This is a genomic window from Bradyrhizobium iriomotense (assembly GCF_030160715.1).
Classification (GTDB): Bacteria; Pseudomonadota; Alphaproteobacteria; order Rhizobiales; family Xanthobacteraceae; genus Bradyrhizobium; species Bradyrhizobium iriomotense.
On sequence record NZ_BSOW01000050.1, the window covers coordinates 1 to 23,835 of the forward strand.

Sequence of the window (23,835 nt, forward strand, 5' to 3'; positions counted from 1 at the left end):
GCGGTCATTGGCCGAGAGTTCTCGTTTGAATTGTTGGCTGCAGTGGTACCATCCAAGCCCAAAGAACTTGCGGCCGCTTTGGCGCTGCTTGTGGCGGACGAATGCTAGATAATTGGCTGCGAGCTTGTCGTATCGGGTCGCAACACGCCGACATTGCTTGATCTTGTTGAAGAACCGTTCGATCAGGTTGCGCGCTCGATACAGATAAGGGCTGAAGCAGATCGGGTCTTTGCGATTGCGTTTCGGCGGAATGTTCGCCCATGCTCCTTTCTGTTGAGCAAGCTCCCTGATCCAGTCGGCGTCATAGGCACGATCCCCGAGCAACATCGTTTGGGGAAGCAAGGCGCTGAGGAGAACCGAGCACAACCGGTTGTCATGCGTCTCGCCGGGCGTGAGCGCGAGATGGACCGGCAAGCCATTGGTGTCCACGACGGCGTGAATTTTGCTGGTCAGGCCACCTCGCGAGTGGCCCATATCCTGATGATTGTTGTCCGCGATACAGGCTCCGTGCTGATGTACGCGCACGATGGAGGTGTCGATCATCTGCACCGCCGCGTCGTGACCGGCGGCCAGCGCATCCATGATCCGGTCCCAGACACCAGCCCGCCGCCAACGAACAAAGCGATTGTAACAGGTGGTGCGGGGACCGTAGGCGGCTGGCAGGTCGCGCCACGGCGCTCCTGAACGCAGGATCCAAAAGATGCCATCGAGCACGCGACGGTCATTTACCCGTCGAACGCCGCGCGGCTTGTTCGGCAGCATCGGCTTGATCGCGGTCCATTCATAATCGCTGAGTTCATAGCGCATGATTCGAAGCTCCGGTCTTAAGAGCTTGAATCACGCCCACGGTAACAGCATCAAGCCCCGGGTTGGGCTAGTGAAATGAGTCCGACCTCACCGACGATCCGGCGAAAGCGAGGATTGTCGGCAAGCGGTCGAAATTTCGGGTTGTTCAACAGCGAGATCATCATCACCGGTCGCTCGAACAGAGTCTGCTCCAGCAGGTCCATTGCGTGGTCCGTTTCACCCAGCGCGCAATGAATCTCCGCGAGATAGGAGCTGGGCACGTAGCACTCGCCGGCCATGGCGTGCAGTCGATCGAGGTCGCGCCGTGCATCGCGTGATAGTCCCGCACGGGCCAACGCATGGCCGCGCCCCACGGTGCCATGCATATTCGACTCCGGCATGGCGATGAGCGCATCGAAGCAGGCCAGCGCCTCATCGAAACGGCCAGTCGCATCCAGCGCTAGACCGAAGCGGAAGCGGGCAAAGGCCGAATTGGGGTTGATCGCGACGACGTTCTTGAGCTGGGCACACGCGTCGTCGAAACGGCCAGCCCAGTAAAGGATCATTCCGACATTGACGTTGACCACAGTCGAGGTCGGGTCAAGCTCACGCGCTGTCCGGATTTGCTCCAGCGCCTCGTCGTGCCGCCTCATCGCGCTTAGGCCGATGGCGTAATAATGATGCGCCAGTGAATTGGCCGGGGCCAGCTGCAGCGCGCAAGCGATCGACCGCTCAGCCGCGCGAAAGCTCCAATCATAGCAGAATCCGATAAAAGCGCTGATCGTAAGCGCCTCGGGTAGGTTCGGTGCGATCGTCAGAGCCTCGCCGACCGCCGCCTTTGCCAGGGGCATCAATTCGATCGCGGGGCGGGAACCGCGAACCATGCTGGCCAGGCTGCGGAGCAGGTAGGTCTCGGCGAGCGCGGAATGGCCAAGCGCAAATCGTGGATCACGATCCACCGACTCCTGCAGGAGCGTGCCGGCTCGCGTGAGCGACTCGGTGGTGCGCTGGCTGATCAGGGCGCGGGCCTGCAGGTAGAGTTCATAAGCTCGCGCATCGCTGGCCCTGATCCGTTCTGGAAAAACTAGATGCCGGAGCACCGGAGCCGCGGCGACCCGCTGCGCGATCGCGTCTTCCAGGCGAAAGATGTCAGCCCCGTTCTCGTCCACCTGTTCGGCCCAGACCGTGGCGCCGCTCGCCACGTCCAGGACCTGCACGGTCGTGCGAAGTCTCTCGCCTTGCTGGCGGACATGGCCGGCGACGACAAGGTCGGCCTCGAGCGCCCGTCCCGCGTTAATCAAGGACACAGCGTCACCCTGGTAATGCGCAACTGCGGTGGTGGGGCGGACGACAAGCGCCTCGGCCTGACTCAATCGGGCGATCAACGCGTCGCTCAACCCGAAGGCCAACAACGGGTCAGCCTCGGTGCCGATCGTTTGAAACGGCAACACGGCGATGACGGTGCGCGCCTCGGCCGAGGGCGCGGTCGGGGCTTCGATTTGCACCGCGCCGTCAAAACGATAGCCCTGGCGCGGGACAGTCACGATCACGTCGCCGTGATCTCCCAGTAGCTTGCGGAGATCGGACACAATCCGCGCGAGGCTATTTTCCCCGACCGTCGAATCCGGCCAGAGCCTGTCCAGAAGGTTCGCCTTGCTCATCAGAGCGTCGCGGTTCGCCAGCAGCGTCACCAACGCGTCGAAGGCGCGCGGATAGATCGGCAGTGCCGTTCCATCCCGCTCCAGCACGCGCCTGCGGCAGTCGAGCCGGAATGGTCCGAAGACAAAGGCGGCCGGCGCCGATTTCAGAACTCCATCAGAGTTTTTCATGGCTGCTGCAAGACTTGGTCGTGCACCTCGCCGATCATGCGGCATCTGGAGCGCAGCGGCAACACCATCGTTCTTCGAGGAGTAAAATGCCATGAGCGAGCAGGCCATGCGAACTGCCAACGGTTTTGGGACCAATCAAGGGGGTAGCGAAGGACGGACCGGCGCCCAATGGCCCATCTGCGCTGTCGCGTGGTCGGCGACGACGGAGCTGACGCCGTTGCGGTCCCGCGATCCAGCCTTCAATGCCTGGATCGGCTCGCTGCCGTTCCTTCCCGCGCTTTGCAGTGGAAGTGGCGGCCAGGTTGGTCGATCGGACCGGCCGGCATGGCGTGCTCACCACGGGCATCCTCGCGCCGAACGCGCCGGAGAGTGTGATCCGGCTTGTCCATTTGAGATCCGGGCGGCATCGTGGGACGCTTCGCGATGGGCGGCGCCACTGGTGACCGCGCTCGCGAACATCGTGCCTGGCTGCGTCCGCGAAATCAAAGATCGGCGCAAGGATCAAATGATGGCCTCGTGGAGATGGGCGATACATCAGTTCGAGATCCTATTATTGGCTATCGCTCTCCTTTGGGTCGACGGTACTTCGATCGCTCAGGCGCAAGGGAACTACGGCCCCGGCGTGAGTGACGTTGAAATCAAGATCGGGCAGACGATGCCCTATAGCGGGCCAGTCTCGGCCTTGAGCGTCTTTGGGAAGAGTGAGGCCGCGTATTTCAAGATGATCAACGAGCGCGGCGGCATCAATGGTCGCCGTATCACGTTCATATCGCTCGATGACAACTACAGTCCGGCAAAGACGATGGAACAGACCCGTCGTCTGGTTGAGCAGGACAACGTGTTGGCCATCATGGGATCCCTCGGCACCGCGACCAATGCAGCGATTCAAAAATACCTGAACTCGAACCACGTTCCCCATCTCTTCATCCAGACGGTGGCCTCGCGCTGGAACGATCCCGACCATTTCCCTTGGACAATGTCACTGATCTACCCCGCGCGATCGGAAGCAGCCTTCGCCGCCCGCTACATCATGCAGGCGAACCCGTATGCACACATTGCCGTGCTTTATCAAAACGACGACTTCGGCAGAGACTATGTTGCCGGCCTTGTGGAAGGATTGGGTCCGCAGGCGCGCAGCAGGCTCGTTGCCAAAGCCTCATACGAGGTAACTGATCCAACGATCGATTCGCAGATCGTGCTGCTCCGATCTTCGGGTGCCGACACCATTTTCATCGCGGCAACTCCCAGATCGACCGCCCAGGCCCTTCGCAAGGTCTCTGAGATCGACTGGCACCCGACGCGGTTTGTCAGCCAAGCATCTTCGTCGGTTACGGACGTGCTTGCGGCCGTGGGCCTCGAAAAGTCAGAGGGGGTCATGACAACGACGTCGTTCAAGAGCGTCGGCGACCCGCAATGGTCAAATGACCCGGATTATCTTGCGTGGCTTGATTTCATGCGCGCCTATTACCCGGGTGGCGACATCAACGACAAGTTCGCATTCCTTGGCTATTCGAACGCCGCGCTGTTCGCCGAGGTACTGCGTCGTTGCGGTGACGATTTGACGCGAGAGAATCTTTTGGCCGTAGCGACGCATCTTCAAGGAGTGCACTTGCCTGCGCTCTTGCCCGGCATAACCCTGAGCACAAGCCCTACCGATTATATTCCGATCAAGCAGATCCGACTGCAGCGCTTCGATGGACATCGCTGGGTACTCTTGCCGGACTTCGACGAGAAATAGGCTGTGCCTATTACCGGCCTGAACCATCAATTCATCGAATGGATCATGCGACGAAACCTTGCCGCTTCCGCGGCTCGTCGCGCCAGACGACTTTGGAGGGGAGAAAGGGATGAGCAAAGTCCTGGTTTGCGGCGGCGGCATGATTGGATTGTGTGCAGCAATCATGCTTGGTCGCGACGGTCACCGCGTCACGGTTCTGGAGACTGACCCGGAAGATCGCCCTGGTGCCTGCATCGAGGGATGGGACTCGTGGGAGCGCCCCGGAGTTGCCCAATTCAGGCAACCGCATAGTTTCCATTCGCGGTTTCGGATGATCAGTGATTGCGAATTGCCCGGGCTGACCGATGACCTACTTCGTGCCGGCTGCGTTTGGGTGGATTTTCTCGACAGTCAATCTCTCCCCCCAACCATAACGGACAGGGCAGCGCGACCGGGCGATGAAGCCATGCGTTGCGTCGCCGGCCGGAGGCCGATCGTTGAATGGACGGTGGCTGGGATGGCGCAAGCCGCACCGAACGTGACCATCCGTCGGGGGACCAAGGTTCGCGAATTGATCACGGGCGCATCGGCCATACCCGGTGTACCGCACGTCGTCGGCGTGCGCACCACATCCGGCGAAGCGATTCGTGCCGATCTGGTCATCGATGCCATGGGACGACGAAGCCCGGCCGGCGAATGGATCGTCGGTGCCGGAGGTCGCAGCCCGATCGAGGAAGCCGAAGACTGCAACTTCGTCTATTTTACACGATATTTCTCGGGACATCAGCGGCCTCGCCGGATCGGACGCACGCTCACGCCGATGGGCCTGTTCTCGGTCGTTACGGCGTACGGGGACAACGACACTTGGTCGATCACTTTGTTTATCTCGTCGAGGAATAGGGCGATGCGAGCCTTGCGTGATACGACCACGTTTGACCGCGTCGTCTCCGCTTGCCCACAGCAGGCCCACTGGCTCGATGGCGAGCCGATCACACCCGTTCGCCTGCTGGCGGGGGTTCTCGACCGGTACCGGCGGTTTGTCGTCGACGGTCAGCCCGTCATCACGGGATTCACCGCCGTCGGTGACGCATGGGCGTGCACCAATCCGTCCGCCGGGCGGGGCTTGAGCGTCGGTCTTCTGCACGCACAGGTGCTCCGCGACGTTGCTCGCCGGCACATCAACGATCCGGAAGCGTTCTCCCGGGACTTCGACGCGGAGACCGAGCGCGAGGTCGGCCCGTTCTATCGAAACCAGATCGCTGCGGACCGCGCCCGGATCGCCGAGATGAACGCTCTGGAAGAGGGCACGCCGGTGCCGGCACCCAACCCGATCACGGCCAGGCTCCTAGTTGCTGCATCATGGGATGCCGACGTATTCCGTGGCGTGCTTGAAATTGCAATGTGCGTTGCTCTGCCTCAGGAGGTCATCTCTAGGCCGAATATAGCTGCAAAGTTGGCCGAATTGGACAGCCATCCGTTGCCACCGGACCCAGGCATCATCGATCGACATCGGATGGCAGCACTACTAGAGGGTTGATCTTTGCGAAGCCCGACCATTATTCCCGCGCGTGCACATCGCTCGGCGAGACCCGATATTCGTTCCCCCTGCCAATGGCGCTTGTCCAAGCGAACCACGTGGTTGGTCGGCTCATGGCCCTTCCCGTATTCAGCTGCGTTGCGGAATTTGGTCACTATCAGTGCATTGCGGACCCTGGCAAGCCGTCCGCTCGGCAGATTTATGGGTTCACGGCCTAGTTGGCAGGACTGAAGATCATGATGGGGCATCGGCAAGTCGAACAGGCTGCGTTGTACTATGAGTTCTCGCTCGAAAGACACATCCCGACTGATCACTTGCTGCGGTTGATCGACAGGTTTGTCGATCTTGAACAGGTCCGGCGGGATCTGGCGCCTTTCTACAGCAGCATCGGTCGGCCTTCGATCGATCCCGAGCTGATGATCCGGATGCTCCTGATCGGTTACTGCTTTGGCATCCGATCGGAGCGGCGCCTGTGCGATGAGGTTCACCTCAATTTGGCCTACCGGTGGTTTTGCCGGCTCGGTCTGGATGGGGCGGTGCCGGATCATTCGACATTCTCCAAGAACAGGCATGGCCGCTTCCGGCAGAGCGACCTCTTCCGTCGCGTGTTCGAGAGCGTGCTGCGCCGCTGCATCGAGGAACGACTGGTCGGCGGTGAAGGATTCGCGGTCGATGCGAGCCTAATCAAGGCCGATGCCAATCGGCAGAAGGGGATCGAAGGCGATAAGGGACTTCCGCCGGAGGCTGCCGGCCGAGCAATCGATGAGTATCTGGCTGTCCTCGATGATGCCGCTTTCGGAGCCGCGACCGAGATTACCCCGAAGTTCGTTTCGCCGTCCGACCCGGCGGCGCGCTGGACGGGGGCACACGGCGGCCAAGCGTTTTTCGCCTATTCGACGAACTACCTGGTCGACATCGAGAACGCGATCATCGTCGATGTTGAGGCAACGACGGCAATCCGGCAGGCGGAGGTATTGGCCGCTAAGCGTATGATTGAGCGCTCGCTGGAGCGGTTTGATCTCTATCCGAGCCGGCTCCTCGGTGACAGCGGCTATGGCTCGGCCGAGATGCTCGCCTGGCTGGTCTATGAGCACGGCATCGAGCCGCACGTTACAGTCTTCGACAAGTCGGCCCGCACAGACGGGATCTTCTCGCGCGACGACTTCACCTATGACCATGCTGGGGACATCTATCGTTGCCCTGGTGGCAAAGTTCTTACCACGACTGGAACGTTGGTGAATGATGGTGCCACCATGCTTTACCTCGCCAGCAAGCGCGATTGTGATCGATGCGCATTGAAGGCTCGGTGTTGCCCCAAACAGGCTTCACGGAGAGTGCCGCGCTCGATCTACGAGGGCGCTCGCGACATGGCGCGCCAGATCGCGAGATCGTGGGAGGGAGGCACCTCGCGCCGGCTCCGCAAGAAAATCGAGATGTTGTTCGCGCATCTCAAGCGCATTCTCAAGCTCGACCGTTTGCGTTTACGAGGTCCAAACGGCGCGCGCGACGAGTTCATCCTAGCAGCCACCGCCCAGAACCTTCGAAAGATGGCCAAGCTGATCCCGATGCCCACCCCGAGGCTCGCATAGGGTCGGTAGAGCAGTTCGGCCACGTCGCGACGGAGCTATTACAACGAAATACTGCCGGCCTTTTTCAACGGAATCGGCCCGAAAGCGAAGTGGCGACACCTTTCGCTGGTGTCCGCTTCGTGGAGCGCGGACTAGATTTGCTCACTCAGAGTTCTTCTCATGTTGACCCAAAGCAGGCGTTGGACTCTGCGCAGGTCTGGTCGCTATGGTACAGACTGCGATCACGGATACCTTGTCGCCTACGGAGTGACCAAATGGGAAGGTTTACAGCTGCGATCGCATTTCTGGCAGTGTTGCTCCTGTTCGGTGCGCCAGCTGGAAGCGAAGCCGCAGGGACCGCACCACGCGTCGCGATCCTGTGCGTCCCGTCGTGCAGCGGAACCACCTTCGAGGCTTTGTTGGACGAGCTTCGCAATCTCGGCTGGGTAGAAAATGCTACGATCGTCCTTGAACGTAAGGAAGCGGGTTCGCGGCTCGATCAGTTATCGGTGTTCGCTGCCGACCTCGTGCGATCGAAACCCGATCTCATCGTCGCGTTCACTCCTCAGGCAGTGCGCGCTGTCAAGGAGGCGACCTCGGACATACCGATCGTGATGCTCTTCGTGGCTGATCCGGTTGGTGTAGGGCTTGCGTCAAGCCTTGCTCATCCAGGCGGAAACCTGACGGGTGTTGCTACGCTAGTTCCAGGCGCTTTCATGGGCAAGATGCTTGAAGTGCTTCGGGAGCTTCTCCCGCACGCGAAGCGCGTCGCGGCTTTTCTCAACCCCTCGAGCGAGACTTTGCGCCTTTTATTTCCGAGGGAAGCACCCGCAGCGGCCGCTAAGCTCGGCTTTGAGCTTGACATCATCAACGTGAAGGAGACGAACGAAATTCCAGGCGCAGTTGCCGCCGCTAAGGCTGGAGGGGCAGAAGCCTTGTGGATAGTGGGCGATCCCATCTTTCATAGTCCGCCGCACCGGGTGCCAGATCTCGCAGCCCAGGCACGCTTGCCGTCGATCTATCTCGTCCGCAACCTAGTACAGGCGGGCGGATTGATTTCGTATGGGCCGGACTTTCCCGGTGAGGCTCGACGGGGAGCCCACTATGTCGATCGGATACTGAAGGGCGCCAAACCGGCCGACCTGCCAATTGAACAGCCCGCCAAGTATCTGCTCGCCATTAATCTCAAAACTGCAAAATCGCTTGGTATCGAGATCCCGCCTTCCCTTCTCGCGCGTGCAGATGAGGTCTTTGAATAGTAGCGCACCGTCCGATGTTGGCCCGTTTGAGACCTTGTGATGGGCCCTGAAGATGTCTGCTCACCGGGGCCGACCGGAAATCATCGCGGGAGGGCTCAACCGACGCGATTGACCCGGAGCCGATATCACCCCGGTAATTTTGCTGCGGCGCAAGAGCTGTTGTGGCGCAGAAGAGGAGCTACAAGGTGGTAGGCTGCCCCCAAATCTCTGTGGGAGATCCGACATGATGAAGCGGCGCGCTTTCCTAGGCAGTACACTCAGCGCGTTAACTTTGGGGGCCCCAAAAGCGCAATCAGCAACGGCCACGACACAAAATGCGGTCGATTCCACTAGGTTTGAGCCGCTTGTCTGGCCAATTACAACGAGGCTACCCGAGGGCGTTCGATCATTCGTTGGTCACGCGGACACGGTGCTTGACGTCATTGGCCGGGTCGGAGCGCCGGCGAGCTTGGTCATCTTTACCGAAGGCAATCACCTGATGGTGCTTTCGAGCAACGATATCGTCGGCGCATTTCCATCATGGGCTAAATCCCAGCCGCAATACGCCAATCTCGATCTAACCAACGTCATTTTGGTCACATTGCCTCAGCCCATCCTTGTCCAGATGATTCGCACCGGAGCAGTTGCGCTTGGCAACCTCTCGCTCGAGGTCAGCCGTACCTCTGGTTTCTATCCTGATATCTTCATGGGCTACCCAGAGCCCTTGCGGCAGTTGCATCAGATGGGCGTGGTCGAGCCTCAGGCGCGCTTCTTCTGTAGGAATCGCGGTGTGGCGTTGCTTGTCCGCAAAGGCAACCCACTCGGCATTCGTGGCCTGGCTGATGTGATCCATGCGGGTACCAGCGTTGCGCTGCCAGATGCGGGCGATGTTCGTGCGAAATGTCTTGCTGCCGCGGAGGCGCTGCTTGGAAAGCCAGCTGCCGATGCTCTCGTCGCCGCTGAGGTAAATTTTCGAGGTCGCCTTGGCATCATGCATCGCGACCTTCCTGAAATGGTCGCCCGCGGCTACGCGGACGTAGCCTTCACGTGGTATCATCTCGTTTCGCACTGGGCGCAGATATTCCCAAATCACTTTGAGTTTGTTGCCGTTCCGGGCGCTGAGCCGTTCTTCACCCAGATCGCTTTGGCCCGCGTCAACAATCCACTGCGTTCCGGTGCTACGAAAGCGTTCGACGAGTTCTTCTTCGGCCGAGCAAAGGACGTGTACCCCCGCTATGAATTTGCGCCTATGAATGACAATGAGTTTGGAGTGTCCTTGGCGCTCGGCTGATTTTTAAGGATGGAACGTCGCCTTGTGGCCCGTCGCGCCGGTGGGCGCAGTGCAACGAATGTCCGAAGTTAATGGGAGACCGGAAGTAGCTGTCTGATTGCAAAACGACGCGATGGACCCGAAGCCGAAGTTGACGCTCCAACGAGATTTGAGCGAACTTCCGCGTTCGGGCTCTTCCAAAATGGCTATCCCGTCTCATACTATCCTCGTCGTGAACTATGGGGTCTGGCACGCGACGGCGAATTTTCATCGCTGGATTGGGCTTGTCCGCCGCGCTTCCGAAGCTGACGCGAGCCCAAGTCCAAGTTTCTCGAATTGGTGTGCTCACTTTGGAAGGGCCGGCAACGCGGCTTCTGGAACAAGCCCTCCAACAGCGGGGCTGGGCGGTCGGTCAAAATCTCAAGATCGAATATCGGATTTACAATGGGGATACCGATCTCGCGCATCGTTATGCCCGCGAGCTAATCTCCTTAAAGCCAGATGCACTTTACGCTGTAACCAATACCTCGATGGCGGCACTTCAACTTGAAGGCTCAACTATTCCGACCGTCTTTGCGATGGTCAGCGATCCGGTCGGGAAACACTACGTCGATAGCTTTGCCAGACCGGGTCGCAACGTGACAGGCTTTACGCCATTCGTGCCGTCACTCGGGGGCAAATGGTCGTACGGCGTCGACATCAACCAAATATTCGTCGGTGCTGCCACCTACATTGACCGGATATTGCGTGGCGCTAACCAGCCGAACTGCCAGTTCAAGTCCCAACCGAATTCCAGCTGGTCGTCAATCAGAAAGCAGCAAGGCAACTCGGCTTGCGCCTGCCGCCGGCGCTGCTCACCCGCGCTGACGAGGTGATCGAACAGAGCCCATGTTGTTGCACTGCACGAGTCCGTGGCCGGATCTTGTGCTGCGCCAGTTGCGGCGAGCAGCGTCGGAAGCCAGTCCATATTCGCGGTCACCTGCTGACTAACTAGGCCGGCGAGAATGCGCGCGGGCCAAAAGACAAGGGCGGGAATGCGCAGCCCGCCCTCCAAGAGCCTCGCGCGGCTGAAAATTTTATATCACCTAATGTCGGTCTGATCCCGGTTCCTTCGTCCTTGAGTCGGGAGGCGCGCCAAGTGGACCGGATTGCCGCCGATGGCGTTTCAACGCTCAGCGCTTCATTCTTCGATTTTGCGGAGTGACTTACATGACTGATACCCTTGTCCCTGCCCGAGACTTGGCTGCCGGACGGCACCCTCGGTTTCCCGGCGAAAGTGCTGACTATGCGAACGCGCGGCAAGCGCTGCTGGCCGAGGAGATCGAGCTTCGCCGCCATATCAGCCGGGTTGCCGAACGGCGTCGGGCGCTTCCGCCCGGCCCCGTGATCAAGAAAGACTACCGCTTCGTCGATGCGAACGGCACCGAGCTTGGTCTGACCGATCTGTTCGGGGCGCACGACACGCTGGTGACCTATTTTTGGATGTACGGTCCGCAGCGGGAACGACCCTGTCCGATGTGCACCAACCTACTCGGACCTTTGAACGGCAATGCTGCTGATATCAAGCAACGGACAGCGCTGAAAGTGCTCGGCCGCTCCGCTGTCAGCCGCCAGATCGCATTCGCCCAGGAACGCGGCTGGACGCAGTTGGATTTCGTTCAGACGGTTGGCAACGATTATGCCCGGGATCTTGGTGTGCTCACGCCAGAGGGTTTGGAATGGCCCGCGCTCGTGGTCTACCGGCGGGATGGACATGACGTTCGTCTGTTCTGGGCCGGCGAGATGAGTGGGGCAATGGCCGACCCCGGGCAGGATCCCAGGGGCGCTCCGGACCTCGCGCCACTGTGGAACATTCTCGATCTCACGCCTGCCGGCCGTGACCCATCTTGGTATCCAAAGCTGAGCTATTGACGCGCGCTAGCCGCAAAGGAGAACCGACATGAAGATCTACTGGATCAAGGCGCAGGCGCCCCGTCGCGTGCTGGCGCTTGTTGGGCATCTCGGGGTGAATGCCGAGTTCATCGAGATCAGCCGCGGCCTGAAGACCAACGACTACGCGGCGCTCAATCCCAATATGAGGGCGCCGACGCTGGTCGATGGCGAGGTGGTATTATGGGAATCCTCGGCGATCATGGCCTATCTCTGCATCAAGCAGGGATCGGACATGTGGCCGGCCGACAATCCGCAGGAGCAGGTCGAGGTGCTGCGCTGGCTGTCGTGGGACAACTGCCATTGGCTGTCAGCCGTCGGCCCGTTCTATTTCGAGCATATCGTCAAGAAGACCTTCAACATCGGCCCGCCGGACCGCGCAGCGCTGGTCGAGAAGGTTCCGAACCTGAAAACATATGCCAAGATTCTTGACGATCACCTTGAAGGCCGGAGCTTCGTCGCCTGCGACCGGCTCACCGTCGCCGACTTCCATCTGGCGTCGATGGCCGCCGACTGGCGCGAGGCGGAGATGCCGTTTGCGGACTTTCCCAGCGTCGTGCGCTGGCTCGATACGCTGGCACGCCTGCCGGCCTGGGCCGACCCGTGGCCGAAAACGACAGCGGCGGCGGCTTGAACGGCGCGCGAGCCGCAGAGGCATTTCAGCGCGTCGGCGTTGCGCGACCGGTCGGTCGCAGCTGAGTGAATGTGATTGCGTCGCAATTCCCGCGTCAGCGGCGCCAGGGCACGTATCCTGGAAACCTCATCAAGCGGATCCGCGACCGCGCACCACTCCAAGTACCGTGCTACATCGACCTGAAACCGCCACATGTAAAACTACGATGTCGCCTGTTGGCCCCAAGCGGCGGTTGGGGAATGTCTGCTATTCCGCCGCTGTTAGGAGAAGCAGACATCCGTCGAGCGGCCCAAAGATGACGTGAGTGACCCCCAGCGGACATTGCACCGGCACCAGCCCGGTTTGACCCTGAAGACAGTTTGGTCGCGCCGTGGTAATCATTTTTGCAGTAAGCAGCCCTCGGTGGAGAGGCGTGCAGATGCCAGCCGCGATTGGAAGGCGCGAATTGATAGGGCGGCTTCTCGCTACCGCGGTAGCGTGCCCGCTGACTGTATCCGCGCAGCAGCAGCCTATGCCGATGGTCGGCGTTGTGCGTATTGGAAAGCGGGGAGAGACTCCGCATCTTGATGACGCATTTCGTCAAGGGCTTTCAAAAGCCGGGTACATTGAGCATCAGAACGTCGCTATAGAATGGCGATGGGCGGAGGGTCGCTACGAACTCTTACCAGGGCTGGTAGCCGAACTGGTCGATCGTCACGTTGCCGCCATCGCTTTGCCCGGAGCGACAGCGTCAGTGCTCGCTGCAAAAGCAGCCACGCGATCCATTCCAATCGTGTTCATGATAGGTGCTGACCCGGTCGAGTTCGGGTTGGTCGCAAGTCTTGCTCACCCCGGAGGAAACATCACAGGAGTGTGCCTACTGCAGACTCCCGTGATCGCGAAGCGGGTCGAACTATTGCATCAGCTCATACCAACAGCGACGACCATCGCGCTGCTGATAGACCCCGAAAATCCTTTCGGGCAGGTGGAGCGTAGCGAAGCTGAAGCTGCGGCGCGGGATTTAAGACTGGAACTGCAAGTTGCCGCCGCGAAATGGCAAGATGAAATTGATGCCTCGTTTCCGAATTTGATCGGCCGAGGAGCCCGCGCGATCATGATTGGAACCGACGCGTACTTTTTCAATCAACGCAGCCAAATCGCTATGCTGGCCGCTCGTTACGCCATACCCGCCATGGCTCATTGGCGCGAGTATCCAGCGGCCGGCGGCTTGATGAGCTACGGAAGTAACGTCGCTGACGCTTATCGTCTCACCGGCATGTATGTCGGTCGGGTGCTCAAAGGAGAAAAGCCGGCTGATATGCCGGTGCAGCAGGCGACCAAGTTCGAGTTGGTCATAAACCTCAAGGCTGCGAAGGCGCTCGGGCTTACCTTTCCGGACAGAATGCTCGCCATCGCCGATGAGGTGATCGAATAAGCCGGGCCATTGCTGCGTCGCACGAGTCCGGAAGTGGCCCATCAGCGAAGTGGCGACAACCCCACCTTGAGGTCTGCTTATTGGGGCGGAGCGGACTAGATTTGCTCACTCTGAGTTGTTCGCATTTTGACCCAACCGGCCCCCAGACAGCTTGGCCTTATCTCTCGAAAACCGTTACGCTCGTCGTCAGTCTGGACAGAGGAGGCATCAGTGGCGGATAGCGAATTGTTTCAGAGGGGTCTCAAGACGCGGAAACAGGTGCTCGGCGAGAAGTATGTTGATGCAAACCTCGCCGGTTCTGATGAGTTCATGATGACGTTTCAACGGGCCGTTACCGAACTGGCGTGGGGTTATGCGTGGAGTCGTTCTGGGCTTGACCAAAAGACACGGAGTATCCTGACGCTTGGAATCCTCGCAGGGCTCGGCCGCTTTCAAGAGCTGGGCATTTACACGAATGCCGCGGTTGCCAGCGGTGTAACGGTCGATGAGATCAAAGAAGCCTTGGTTCAGATTACTGTCTACTGCGGGACCCCCGCGGGCCGCCAAGCATTCTTAGCAGCGCATGAAGCTCTAAAGTCTCCTAAGGACTAACGCGCCCCTTGACGAACCTCTATTCTAGCTACGCCCGCTTCTTTGGCACGAAACCGACCTGCCGGGCCCAGGTCACGACGTCCGTTGTCAGGGGAGGACCGGAATTCTTCGGCCTACGTGCAAACCGACGCGAGTGACCCGAAGCGGTCCTTCAAAGTACCTCACAGCCCCATAACAAAGTGCTAGGCTCCGCCTCCCCAGGCGCGGTCCAGGGAGGGGCACGTGCGACGGCGGGACCTTCTTGCAGGTTTGTTGGCCACCACAACGGCGAGCGCGCTGCGGGCTGCTGAGCCGAACAAGATCTATCGGCTTGCGATTGTGTCAACGGTTGCCGACTTAAGCGAGACCGGTATGTACAAGCCGTTGTTTGTCGAGTTGCGGCGACTTGGTTACGTCGAAGGAGAGAACCTCGTTGTTCTGCGCTTCTCGACAAAGGGAGATACCTCGCGCTACGACGAAACGGTTCGCGATGCCGTCAGCTCGTCCCCGGATCTCATTTTCGTTTCAGGGACTAGCCATTTACTTCTTCGAGTGAAAGCGCTTGTACGCTCCATTCCCGTCGTCGGGGGGATGAATGATCCCATTGCACTTGGGATCGTCACCAATCTTGCTCGACCGGAAGGAAATATAACCGGGATCAGCGTCGATGCCGGCATCGAAATTTTCGGCAAGCGGCTCGGGATACTTCTGGAGGTGGCTCCGACAGCTAGTCGCGTGGGATTTCTTTGTACAGAAGCATTCTGGAATAGCGCCGGTGGTGACGCAATGCGCGCGGCAGCTCACAATTTCTCAGTCAAAGTTGTGGGTTCACCGTTGCAGGGGCTAGCTCAAGAAGCCGAGTATCTACGTGTTCTAGATCTTCTCCAACGTGAACACGCCGATGGCCTGCTTGTGACTGATGGGCCACAACACTTGGCCCACCGAGATGTTATTGTGGACTTCGCAAAGGGGGCTCGACTTCCAGCGATCTATCCTTACCGGGAGTATATCGAGATCGGAGGTTTGATGGCCTATGCCATTGATAGACAAGACGTAAACCGCCGATTCGCTCGCTATATTGATGCGATTTTTAAGGGCGCAAAACCCAGCGAGTTACCGATCTATCAGGTGGACAAGTACACGACCATCATCAACCTCAAAGCCGCCAAGATGCAAGGCATTACGATTCCCGCGTCATTGGTCCTTCGCGCCGACGAGGTGATCGAATGAGGGCGTGCTCTTTTGGTGCGGTGCATGAGTCCGGAAGTGGCCCATCGCTGCCGTCTGTATTAGTCGAGGCTACGTCCGGTATTGGAGGAGAAGCGGACCAACGCTTGTGCGGTCAGACAATTTTGAATCTGCCCATGAGCTGCCTGTCTGAGTGGGGCGGAGTTCATCCGCTCCGCCCCGTTAGTTCAGACGTCAACTTGTTCTGCGATTGCCAGCGCGTCGTCGACCTCGATCCCGAGATACCGGACAGTGCTCTCGATTTTCGTGTGACCCAATAGGAGCTGGACGGCGCGCAAGTTGCCCGTGCGCTGATAGATCAGGGTCGCCTTTGTTCGGCGCAGCGAATGTGTCCCAAACAGGTGCGGATCTAAGCCCACACTGACAATCCACCCAGCGAGCAAACGCGCGTACTGCCGGGTCGTCAGACTGCAGTTCGATCCGCGCCGGCCGGTGAACAGATAGTCGCCCGGCTTTTTGCCGGTAGCCTTCAGATAGTCGTCAACGGCCTTTCGAGTTGCCTCAGTCAGCTCAAACTTGACCGGCCGGCCGGTCTTCTTCTGTCGAACACTCGCACGATCGGCTGCGTAGCCGGTCGGCGCAATGTTATCGACCTTGAGCGCCACGACATCGCAACCACGGAGCTTACTGTCGATAGCGAGATTAAACAGAGCAAGGTCCCGAACCCGACCTTCGACTTGAAGCTTGGTCCGGATCGACCAGACATGCTTGGGGCGAAGCGGCGGCTTCGCTCCGACAATCCTTCCCTTGTTCCAAGGGACACGCCTAGAGGCTGCTGCGATGATGCTTGAATCTTCGGTCATGGTAACCTCCTCAGCTAGTGAGGTGGCCCATGCTCAACCTGCTAAGTTTGTCGTCAGCTTTCAGACCCTGCCGGACGTGAACCGGCGGAGCGCCGACGCCAGCTTTCAAAAGACGAACGGTCTAGGGCCTATTGGGGCCCGGGCCACTCGGGCAGCCTTGTCGTTTGTCAGCTAACGTCACCTACGTCTTTGGTTTCAAAGCGTTTTATTCGTTCTTTGAGTGACCAAAAAAGTACTGGACTACATGACCACAGGATGCGGTTTGGCGAAGATTGATGACCCCGATCTCGTGCCACAACTACTCCCTGTGGTTATGGGTCCCGGCCTTCGCCGGGACGACGGCGGACTGTGTTGCGCCTCAAGATCGCACCAAGAAGCAGGACCGACCTTCGCTCACTTCCCGAACTCCTCCCGCATCTTGGCCTGGATCTTGGCCATGCCGCCGATCCAGCGGTCGTAGTTCTCGGTCTTCTTGCGCATGTAGCCGAGCACCTGGGGATGCGGCAGGATCAGGAACGTCTCCTGCGCGATACCAGCGAGCGCGTCCTTTGCGACCTGCTCAGGCGACAAATCGCCGTCACCACTTTGCGGGCCCTTGGGAATCGAACGCAGCATGTTGGTGTCGACGCCCTGCGGGCAGAGGATGGACACCCTGATGTTGTGGGCCTTGTGCGAGATCGCGAGATTTTCGGCAAAGCCGACCGCGGCATGCTTCGTCGTCGAATAAGCCGGGCTGCCGACCTGCGAGAGCAGGCCCGCGGCCGAGATCGTGTTGAGGAAATAGCCGCCGCCGCGGGCCTTCATGCGCGGGACGAGGTGCCGCGCCGCGTAGACGTGGGCCATGACGTGGATCGCCCAGCTCCGCTGCCAGGGCTCGTCCGACGAGCCGCCGGCGTTCGCCGACATGGGATCGAAGCCGCCGCCGATGCCGGCATTGGAGCAGAACAGCTCGATCGGGCCGAACTGCCGCTCGGTTTCCTCGATGACGTGGGCGATATCCTTTTCCTGGGCGACGTCGCATTTGAAGGCGGCGCCGTTCACGATCGCCGCCACCGCGCGCGCGCCAGCGGCCTCCATATCCGCGACTACGACCTTGGCTGCGCCTGCCTGATGAAACACCTCGCACAGCGCCTTGCCGATGCCATTGGCGCCGCCGGTGACGACCACGACCTTGCCGGTCACCTGCATCAGACGTCTCCTCTTATGCCGCGTTTATTAGCGCTCAGCTCAGGACGAGATCGAGCACCGCGGTATAATGGCACGCCGCGCCGGCCAAGACAAAGCCGTGCCAGATCGCATTCTGGAAACGCAGGCGCCGCCAGGCGTGGAAGATCACCCCGAAGGAATAGAGCGCGCCGCCCGCGACCACGAACCACAGCGCCATGGTCGGCAGCGCCTTGACCACGGCGTCGTAGAGCATCAGGCCGCTCCAGCCCATGGCGAGGTAAATACCGACGGCGAGGCGGTCGAACCGGCCGGGCCAGCCGAGCTTGAGCACGATGCCCAAGATCGCAACGCACCAGACACCGACGAGCAGCGCCAGCGCGAAGATGCTGTCCTTCAGTTCCAGGATGAACGGCGTGTAGGTCGCCGCGATCAGGAGATAGATCGCCGAGTGGTCGAAGCGCCGCAATATCCATTTGGCCGGCGACACCGGCCAGAGATTATAGGTCGCCGACAGCACCAGCATCGAGAGCAGGCCGGCGACGTAGATCGAGACGCCGACGATATCGACCGCACTGGCATAGAGCACCGTCAGCACGACCAGCACGGTCGCGGCGACGATGCCCAGGAGCAGGCCGATGGCGTGGACGACGCCGTCGGCGATCAGCTCGGCGCGATCATAGTCCCAGCCGATGGCATCGGCTGCGGCATGGACGGAGGTCGACGCGAGTTGTTTCAATCTGAAAACGGTCATGGCAGTTCGAAGGCGGCGCTGTGGCACTCTTATGTGGGTCTTCCGTGGTCGGCATGGCGTTCAAGGGCTGGTTCGCCCGAAAACGCGGTGGAAGTATGAAGCTTGATTTTCGTCAGGCCGTTGCCACTTTTGTGACTAGTCCAATTTGCTTATTCCGGCGGCAAGAAACCGGCAAGAGATCCCCTCGCCTCCCCCCATGGCATTCAGCTTCCAGGAAATGGTCGAAGAGGCGCGCCTGTCGGCCCGGGCGCTCCTCGACTATGGCGAGCATTTCTTCAACCCCACGGTCCGGCTCGGCGTCACCGGCCTGTCGCGGGCCGGTAAAACCGTGTTCATCACCGCACTGATCCATGGGCTGACCCGCGGCGGCCGCTTTCCCGTGTTCGAGGCCTTTGCCTCCGGCCGCATCGCACGTGCAAAACTCGCGCCGCAGCCCGACGATGCCGTGCCGCGCTTCGACTACGAGAACCATCTGCGCGCGCTGACCGAGGACCGGCGCTGGCCGAACTCCACCGTCGACATCAGCGAGCTCCGCCTCGTCATCGACTACCAGCGCCAGAACGGCGCCGACCGTACGCTGACGCTCGACATCGTCGACTATCCCGGCGAATGGCTGCTCGACCTGCCGCTGCTGCAAAAGAGCTACGAGCAATGGTCGGCGGAGAGCCTGGCGCTGTCGCGCGCGGCGCCGCGGGTGCATCTGGCAGCCGGCTGGCACGCGCATCTGGCAACGCTCAAGCCCGAGGCGGCCGAGGACGAGCAGGCGACGCTGACCTCGGCGAGGCTGTTCACCGAATACTTGCGCACCTGCCGCGACGAGCGCTTCGCCATGAGCCTGCTGCCGCCCGGCCGCTTCCTGATGCCCGGCAGTCTTGCCGGCTCCCCGGCCCTGACCTTTGCACCGCTCGATGTGCCCATCGAGGGACAGGCGCCGGAGGGATCGCTCTGGGCGATGATGGTGCGCCGCTATGAGGCCTACAAGGACGTCGTGGTGCGTCCCTTCTTCCGCGACCATTTTGCCCGGCTCGACCGCCAGATCGTGCTGGCCGATGCGCTCGCCGCGTTCAACTCCGGCCCCGAAGCGCTGCATGACCTCGAAGCCGCTCTCGCCGGCATTCTGGATTGCTTCCGGATCGGGCGCAGCACCTTCATCTCCAGCCTGTTCCGCCCGCGCATCGACCGCATCCTGTTCGCGGCGACCAAGGCCGATCATTTGCATCATTCCAGTCACGACCGACTCGAAGCCGTGCTGCGGCGCGCGGTCTCGCGGGCCGTCGCGCGCGCCGAAAGCACCGGTGCCGAGATCGACGTGGTGGCGCTCGCCGCCGTCCGCGCGACGCGCGAGGCGCAGGTCGCGCGCGGCCGCGACAGACTGCCGTCGATCCTCGGCACGCCTGCGGCTGGCGAAAGTGCCGGCGGCGAATTCTTCGACGGCAATACGGAGGTGGCGACCTTTCCGGGCGATCTGCCGGCCGACCCGGAAGCGCTGTTCAACGGTGTCGATTCCTTCCGCGGGCTATCGACTGCAGCTGCCGAGACCAGCGACTTCCGCTTCCTGCGCTTCCGCCCGCCGAAGCTCGAACGCGAGGGGACCGAGGAGCCGGCGCTGCCTCACATCCGCCTTGACCGTGCCTTGCAGTTCCTGATCGGAGACAGGTTGGAATGAACGAGCGAGACCAGCAACGGCGGCCCGCGACGTTCCGGCTGGATGACCCCGGCGTCGTCGTGACGGAAGCCGACGAGCCCACACGGCTCAGCCGCGGCGCGATCCAGATCACGCCCGAGCCCGATCCTTTGGCGCTGCCCGTGCCGGTCGAGACGCCGGTCGTGGTGCGGCGCGGCTTCCCCTGGGGCACGCTGTTCTGGTCCGGCCTTGCCGGCCTGACGCTGCTCGGGGTCGGACTTGGCGTCGTGCATCTGATCGAGGATCTCTTTGCGCGCAGCGAGGGCCTCGGCATCGTCGGTCTCGCTCTGGCTTTCGTCACCACGCTCGCACTCGCCGTGGTGGTCGGACGCGAGGCGTTCGGCCTGATCCGGCTCGCGACCATCGAGAAGCTGCACCAGCGCGCCGCCAGCGTGCTTGCCAGCGACAACCGCGCCGAGAGCCGCATCATCGTGCAGGATCTCCTGCGCATCGCGCATCAAAACCCGCAGCTCGCACGCGCCCGCGCGACGCTGCAAAACCACGCCGGCGAAATCATCGACGGCGCCGACATGATCCGCCTCGCCGAGCGCGAATTGATGACGCCGCTCGATGCGGAAGCGCGGCGGCTGGTGTCGTCGGCCGCGCAGCGGGTGTCGATCGTCACCGCGGTGAGCCCGCGTGCGCTGATCGACGTGCTGTTCGTGTTCGTGGCCTCGCTGCGCCTGATCCGGCAGCTCGCCCGGCTCTATGGCGGCCGCCCCGGTGCGCTCGGCATGATCCGGCTCCTGCGCCACGTCATCGCCCATCTCGCCATCACCGGCGGCATGGCCGCGAGCGACAGCCTGGTGCAGCAGATGCTCGGCCACGGCATCGCTGCAAAACTGTCGCAGCGGCTGGGCGAAGGCGTGCTCAATGGACTATTGACGGCGCGGCTCGGGCTCGCCGCCATCGACGTCACGCGCCCGCTGCCATTCGCGGCATTGCCGCAGCCGAAGCTGTCGGATCTCGCGACGGATCTGCTGCGGAAGAAGGACGACGAGGAGTAGCGCGTTTGCGCCGCTCGGACACTGCACCCTCTCCCCTTGTGGGAGAGGGTGGCTTTGCGAAGCAAAGCCGGGGGAGGGGTTCTCTCCGCGAGTGAATCTCTTGCATTGGTATTCGCGGAAACGACCCCTCATCCGGCGCTTCACGCCACCTTCTCCCACGGCGCTGGTCTTGTCTTTTCAGCAATGGAAAGAATGGAAGGCCGAAAGGATCACTCCGGGGCGCACCGCCTCGCTCGCCGGGTTCTTCACCTTGAGCCACGTCTTCGACAGCCCGCTGCGATAGGGCGCATCCACCCGCTTCGACACGACGCCCTCCAGCTCCATGCGGCAGACGTGCGCGAACACGGTCGGGCCGTCATCCGTCACATGTATCGTCTCACGCTTTCGAGAAATCTTTGTTTTTCGCCAGGTGCGTAACCTTGGGAAGCTCCATAATACGGTTCATTGTATTGATTGTACGGTGCAGCCCGGTAGTGGATCGGCGGCCCAGGTGGCGTGTACGATCTGGTCTCGGCGTGCGCGGTCGATCTTGATCCGACTTGGCGAGAATGACGCCGATTGTCCCGTCTCACCGGCGCCGTCGCGCCAGCGTAATATGGATTGAGGACGCACATCTGACCGTTGGCCGACGCCCTGCATTGGTCCATCGTCGTGTAGCTGCATCTATAGTAAGGGCTCGTTCCGAAAGAGACGACGTACAAGCAAACGGGAAAAGCCGGATCATATCTCTGAGCCTGGACGTGCCCTGCTGTTAAAACGATACCCATCGTCAGAACCGTGATAGCCAATGTGCGCATTGGAACTTCCTCCAAGTCGGCACAACACCGGTGCACTCAGACCGTAGGCAGTGTTGATCCAAGTCAATGTTCTCGGAATAGGTTCACGCGCGTGCAGTGAGGAGCTCCCACAAGGAGAGAGTTCATCGCGTCACTAACTACCCGAGCTCGGACAGCGAGACAAAATCTCCTGCCAGCACGCGCCACTGGAACAGCGGCGAGTCCTTTGGCGGGGACAGCTCCGGAGTCCAGCCGGTGAGCTTTTCCAGCGCGTAGGTGTCCATCACGAAGCCGCGCCAGCGGCGGTCGACCTGTTCGAGCGGCTCACGCGTGACTGGCAATGAATTCCACAGCGACAAATGACTGTCGGGTTCGCGTCCGACATAGAGGCCGGCATGGCCACCGATCCGGTCGACGCCGGGATCGCGAAAATCCTGGAAGCGGCCGCGCTCGTTGATCTCGATGACCGGCACGCGGCCGCGAAACAGCCAGCGCAGCATGGCGTAGGTGCGATAATCCGTCGTCGCGATCCAGGTCGCACCGGTCTCGTCGAGTTGCGCCTGCGCGCGCGCAGCGACCTCATCATAGCCGGCTTCGGCGCCGATCGGATCGATCTTGCCGAGGAAATTCCAGGGCGCGACCATGTAGTAGAGAAACACCGCGACGACGAAGGCGATGCCGGTCGTGACGGCCGTGTTGGCCCAGAAGGTCGCCGACCTCGTCATCCGCCCGGACCAGCCCTCGCGCGGCAGCATCACGAGATTGATGGCTGCGGCGGCAAACCCGACTGGCCACATGAACATCGGCCAGGTGTCGCCGACCCGCAAGGTGAGCGATTTCCAGAGGAAGTAGAGGAACGGCACCAGCACCGCGGTCGAAAGCAGAATCGCGATCGGCTCGCGCGTGCGGTAACCGCGCCACGCCGTCAACGTCAGGCCCGACAGCACCACCGGCAGCATGACGAAGCCGACAAGGCCGAATTGCAGGCCGATATAGTCGCCGATGGTGCGCCAGGAGACGCCGTAATTCGCGGTCGCACGCACGCCCTGGAAGCGGAACGAGGCCCAGTCGTGCTGCGCGTTCCAGATCAGGACCGGCGAGAACACGGCGATTGCGATCAGCGCGGCGAGATAAGGATAGGGGCTGCGCAGCCAGCGCCAGCGCCAATCCGGCACCAGCACGAAGGCGATCACGGCGGGCAGGAACATGATCGCGGTGAATTTCGAGAGCAGCGAGAGCCCCGCGAACAAGCCAGCCGCGAGCCACCAGCGGCCGTCGCCGGACTGCGTCAGCCGCACCAGCGACCAGAACATCGCGACCGCGACGGGGATCATCGCGACGTCGGGCGCGACCTTGGACATCAGCAGCCCGTAATAGAGCGCCGCCTCCGGCATCAACAACGCGAACACGATCGCGCGCGCATCGCGCGTGACACGGCGCACGATATCGGCGAGCAGGCACTGCGTGACCAGCATCGCCACGATGCCTCCGAAGCGGACGCCGAGCTGGGTATCGCCGAAGATCGCGGTACCGAAGCGGATCAGCCAGGCGATACCCGGAGGATGATCGAGGAAGCTCAGCGCAGCTTCCTTCGACCAGGTCCAGTAATAGGCCTCGTCGGTGCGCAGCTCGAGCGTCGAGGCATAGACGATGCGCAAAGCGGTCATCGCCGCGATCACGAGCGCGGCAATGATGAGGTGCCGGCGCGCGGCGCCGTCGGGCTTGGCTGTCATGTCGGGGGCGGTCGTCACGGCCGCGCTTTTCCCCGACTTGGGAGGGGGAGTCAATGTGCGGGTGGACGCCTCATTCTCCGCTGTCGTGCGGCCCCATGCCGCGCAAGTGATCGGGCGAGCTGTTCTGGCCTGGAATTAAACTCTACGATAGCTGATCTACAGGACGAGCTGATA

At 61.1% G+C, this 23,835-nt stretch carries 20 protein-coding genes and 1 pseudogene; 13 read left to right on the plus strand and 8 right to left on the minus strand.

The features are described from left to right. Positions 1–93 precede the first annotated feature (93 nt). Both QQL28_RS41380 and QQL28_RS41385 read right to left on the minus strand, forming a co-directional pair. Positions 94–807, minus strand: a pseudogene (locus QQL28_RS41380) (IS5 family transposase); the annotation flags it as partial. A 50-nt stretch (positions 808–857) separates the two neighbouring features. Continuing rightward, positions 858–2,615 carry a winged helix-turn-helix domain-containing protein gene (locus QQL28_RS41385; RefSeq protein ID WP_284275019.1) on the minus strand — a complete coding sequence of 586 codons (1,758 nt, stop codon included), beginning with the start codon at positions 2,613–2,615 and terminating at the stop codon, positions 858–860. A gap of 91 nt (positions 2,616–2,706) precedes the next feature. Here QQL28_RS41385 and QQL28_RS41390 point away from each other — a divergent pair, with 91 nt between their 5' ends. From QQL28_RS41390 to QQL28_RS41445, 11 genes are all read left to right on the plus strand, one after another. Beyond that, positions 2,707–4,353, plus strand: a complete 1,647-nt coding sequence (locus QQL28_RS41390; RefSeq protein ID WP_284275021.1) for an ABC transporter substrate-binding protein — start codon at positions 2,707–2,709, stop codon at positions 4,351–4,353. 109 nt (positions 4,354–4,462) lie between these two features. After that, positions 4,463–5,869: an FAD-dependent oxidoreductase gene (locus QQL28_RS41395; protein WP_284275023.1), complete on the plus strand. Its 1,407-nt coding sequence runs from the start codon at positions 4,463–4,465 to the stop codon at positions 5,867–5,869. A 236-nt stretch (positions 5,870–6,105) separates the two neighbouring features. After that, the gene (locus tag QQL28_RS41400) at positions 6,106–7,458 is read left to right on the plus strand and encodes a transposase (RefSeq protein WP_284275025.1); all 1,353 of its coding nucleotides are present in this window, start codon (positions 6,106–6,108) and stop codon (positions 7,456–7,458) included. 254 nt (positions 7,459–7,712) lie between these two features. Next, positions 7,713–8,696 (plus strand): ABC transporter substrate-binding protein, encoded by a 984-nt coding sequence (locus tag QQL28_RS41405; RefSeq protein ID WP_284275027.1) that lies wholly within the window; start codon positions 7,713–7,715, stop codon positions 8,694–8,696. A gap of 223 nt (positions 8,697–8,919) precedes the next feature. Beyond that, positions 8,920–9,966: a substrate-binding domain-containing protein gene (locus QQL28_RS41410; protein WP_284275028.1), complete on the plus strand. Its 1,047-nt coding sequence runs from the start codon at positions 8,920–8,922 to the stop codon at positions 9,964–9,966. Between the two features lie 263 nt (positions 9,967–10,229). Beyond that, positions 10,230–10,820 (plus strand): ABC transporter substrate binding protein, encoded by a 591-nt coding sequence (locus QQL28_RS41415; protein WP_284275029.1) that lies wholly within the window; start codon positions 10,230–10,232, stop codon positions 10,818–10,820. 334 nt (positions 10,821–11,154) lie between these two features. Next, positions 11,155–11,856 carry a DUF899 family protein gene (locus QQL28_RS41425; RefSeq protein WP_284275030.1) on the plus strand — a complete coding sequence of 234 codons (702 nt, stop codon included), beginning with the start codon at positions 11,155–11,157 and terminating at the stop codon, positions 11,854–11,856. Between the two features lie 28 nt (positions 11,857–11,884). Beyond that, positions 11,885–12,508, plus strand: a complete 624-nt coding sequence (locus tag QQL28_RS41430; protein ID WP_284275031.1) for a glutathione S-transferase family protein — start codon at positions 11,885–11,887, stop codon at positions 12,506–12,508. Between the two features lie 511 nt (positions 12,509–13,019). Further along, positions 13,020–13,922, plus strand: a complete 903-nt coding sequence (locus QQL28_RS41435; RefSeq protein WP_284275032.1) for an ABC transporter substrate-binding protein — start codon at positions 13,020–13,022, stop codon at positions 13,920–13,922. A 210-nt stretch (positions 13,923–14,132) separates the two neighbouring features. Next, the gene (locus tag QQL28_RS41440; protein ID WP_284275034.1) at positions 14,133–14,513 is read left to right on the plus strand and encodes a carboxymuconolactone decarboxylase family protein; all 381 of its coding nucleotides are present in this window, start codon (positions 14,133–14,135) and stop codon (positions 14,511–14,513) included. Between the two features lie 222 nt (positions 14,514–14,735). Next, a complete protein-coding gene (locus tag QQL28_RS41445; RefSeq protein WP_284275037.1) occupies positions 14,736–15,722 on the plus strand; it encodes an ABC transporter substrate-binding protein in 987 nt (328 codons plus the stop codon). Positions 15,723–15,907: 185 nt separating this feature from the next. Here the strand turns inward: QQL28_RS41445 and QQL28_RS41450 are convergent, their stop codons facing one another. From QQL28_RS41450 to trhA, 3 genes are all read right to left on the minus strand, one after another. Next, positions 15,908–16,543, minus strand: a complete 636-nt coding sequence (locus tag QQL28_RS41450) for a tyrosine-type recombinase/integrase (protein WP_284275038.1) — start codon at positions 16,541–16,543, stop codon at positions 15,908–15,910. A 393-nt stretch (positions 16,544–16,936) separates the two neighbouring features. Beyond that, positions 16,937–17,731, minus strand: coding sequence for an SDR family oxidoreductase (locus QQL28_RS41455; protein ID WP_284275040.1), 795 nt, complete (start codon positions 17,729–17,731; stop codon positions 16,937–16,939). A gap of 34 nt (positions 17,732–17,765) precedes the next feature. After that, on the minus strand, positions 17,766–18,461 hold the full coding sequence (gene trhA, locus QQL28_RS41460; protein ID WP_284275042.1) for a PAQR family membrane homeostasis protein TrhA: 696 nt from the start codon (positions 18,459–18,461) through the stop codon (positions 17,766–17,768). Positions 18,462–18,657: 196 nt separating this feature from the next. On the opposite strand from trhA, the gene QQL28_RS41465 reads away from it, so the two are divergent. Both QQL28_RS41465 and QQL28_RS41470 read left to right on the plus strand, forming a co-directional pair. Further along, positions 18,658–20,127: a YcjX family GTP-binding protein gene (locus QQL28_RS41465; RefSeq protein WP_284275044.1), complete on the plus strand. Its 1,470-nt coding sequence runs from the start codon at positions 18,658–18,660 to the stop codon at positions 20,125–20,127. Beyond that, positions 20,124–21,152 carry a YcjF family protein gene (locus tag QQL28_RS41470; RefSeq protein ID WP_284275046.1) on the plus strand — a complete coding sequence of 343 codons (1,029 nt, stop codon included), beginning with the start codon at positions 20,124–20,126 and terminating at the stop codon, positions 21,150–21,152. Before QQL28_RS41465 ends, QQL28_RS41470 begins: the two co-directional genes overlap by 4 nt. A 177-nt stretch (positions 21,153–21,329) precedes the next feature. Here the strand turns inward: QQL28_RS41470 and QQL28_RS41475 are convergent, their stop codons facing one another. From QQL28_RS41475 to QQL28_RS41485, 3 genes are all read right to left on the minus strand, one after another. After that, a complete protein-coding gene (locus QQL28_RS41475; protein WP_284275049.1) occupies positions 21,330–21,518 on the minus strand; it encodes a DNA ligase-like domain-containing protein in 189 nt (62 codons plus the stop codon). Further along, the gene (locus tag QQL28_RS41480) at positions 21,515–21,949 is read right to left on the minus strand and encodes a DUF3551 domain-containing protein (protein WP_284275050.1); all 435 of its coding nucleotides are present in this window, start codon (positions 21,947–21,949) and stop codon (positions 21,515–21,517) included. Before QQL28_RS41480 ends, QQL28_RS41475 begins: the two co-directional genes overlap by 4 nt. Positions 21,950–22,086: 137 nt before the next feature. Beyond that, positions 22,087–23,661 (minus strand): glycosyltransferase family 39 protein, encoded by a 1,575-nt coding sequence (locus tag QQL28_RS41485; protein WP_284275103.1) that lies wholly within the window; start codon positions 23,659–23,661, stop codon positions 22,087–22,089. Positions 23,662–23,835 lie beyond the last annotated feature (174 nt).

Coding starts and splice junctions, on each gene's coding strand:
- QQL28_RS41430 (WP_284275031.1), top strand. CDS start 11,885: ATGAAGATCTACTGGATCAAGGCGCAGGCGCCCCGTCGCGTGCTGGCG.
- QQL28_RS41455 (WP_284275040.1), bottom strand. CDS start 17,731: ATGCAGGTGACCGGCAAGGTCGTGGTCGTCACCGGCGGCGCCAATGGC.
- QQL28_RS41385 (WP_284275019.1), bottom strand. CDS start 2,615: ATGAAAAACTCTGATGGAGTTCTGAAATCGGCGCCGGCCGCCTTTGTC.
- QQL28_RS41395 (WP_284275023.1), top strand. CDS start 4,463: ATGAGCAAAGTCCTGGTTTGCGGCGGCGGCATGATTGGATTGTGTGCA.
- QQL28_RS41410 (WP_284275028.1), top strand. CDS start 8,920: ATGATGAAGCGGCGCGCTTTCCTAGGCAGTACACTCAGCGCGTTAACT.
- QQL28_RS41400 (WP_284275025.1), top strand. CDS start 6,106: ATGATGGGGCATCGGCAAGTCGAACAGGCTGCGTTGTACTATGAGTTC.
- trhA (WP_284275042.1), bottom strand. CDS start 18,461: ATGACCGTTTTCAGATTGAAACAACTCGCGTCGACCTCCGTCCATGCC.
- QQL28_RS41470 (WP_284275046.1), top strand. CDS start 20,124: ATGAACGAGCGAGACCAGCAACGGCGGCCCGCGACGTTCCGGCTGGAT.
- QQL28_RS41485 (WP_284275103.1), bottom strand. CDS start 23,661: ATGACAGCCAAGCCCGACGGCGCCGCGCGCCGGCACCTCATCATTGCC.
- QQL28_RS41390 (WP_284275021.1), top strand. CDS start 2,707: ATGAGCGAGCAGGCCATGCGAACTGCCAACGGTTTTGGGACCAATCAA.
- QQL28_RS41435 (WP_284275032.1), top strand. CDS start 13,020: ATGCCGATGGTCGGCGTTGTGCGTATTGGAAAGCGGGGAGAGACTCCG.
- QQL28_RS41450 (WP_284275038.1), bottom strand. CDS start 16,543: ATGACCGAAGATTCAAGCATCATCGCAGCAGCCTCTAGGCGTGTCCCT.
- QQL28_RS41465 (WP_284275044.1), top strand. CDS start 18,658: ATGGCATTCAGCTTCCAGGAAATGGTCGAAGAGGCGCGCCTGTCGGCC.
- QQL28_RS41405 (WP_284275027.1), top strand. CDS start 7,713: ATGGGAAGGTTTACAGCTGCGATCGCATTTCTGGCAGTGTTGCTCCTG.
- QQL28_RS41480 (WP_284275050.1), bottom strand. CDS start 21,949: ATGCGCACATTGGCTATCACGGTTCTGACGATGGGTATCGTTTTAACA.
- QQL28_RS41425 (WP_284275030.1), top strand. CDS start 11,155: ATGACTGATACCCTTGTCCCTGCCCGAGACTTGGCTGCCGGACGGCAC.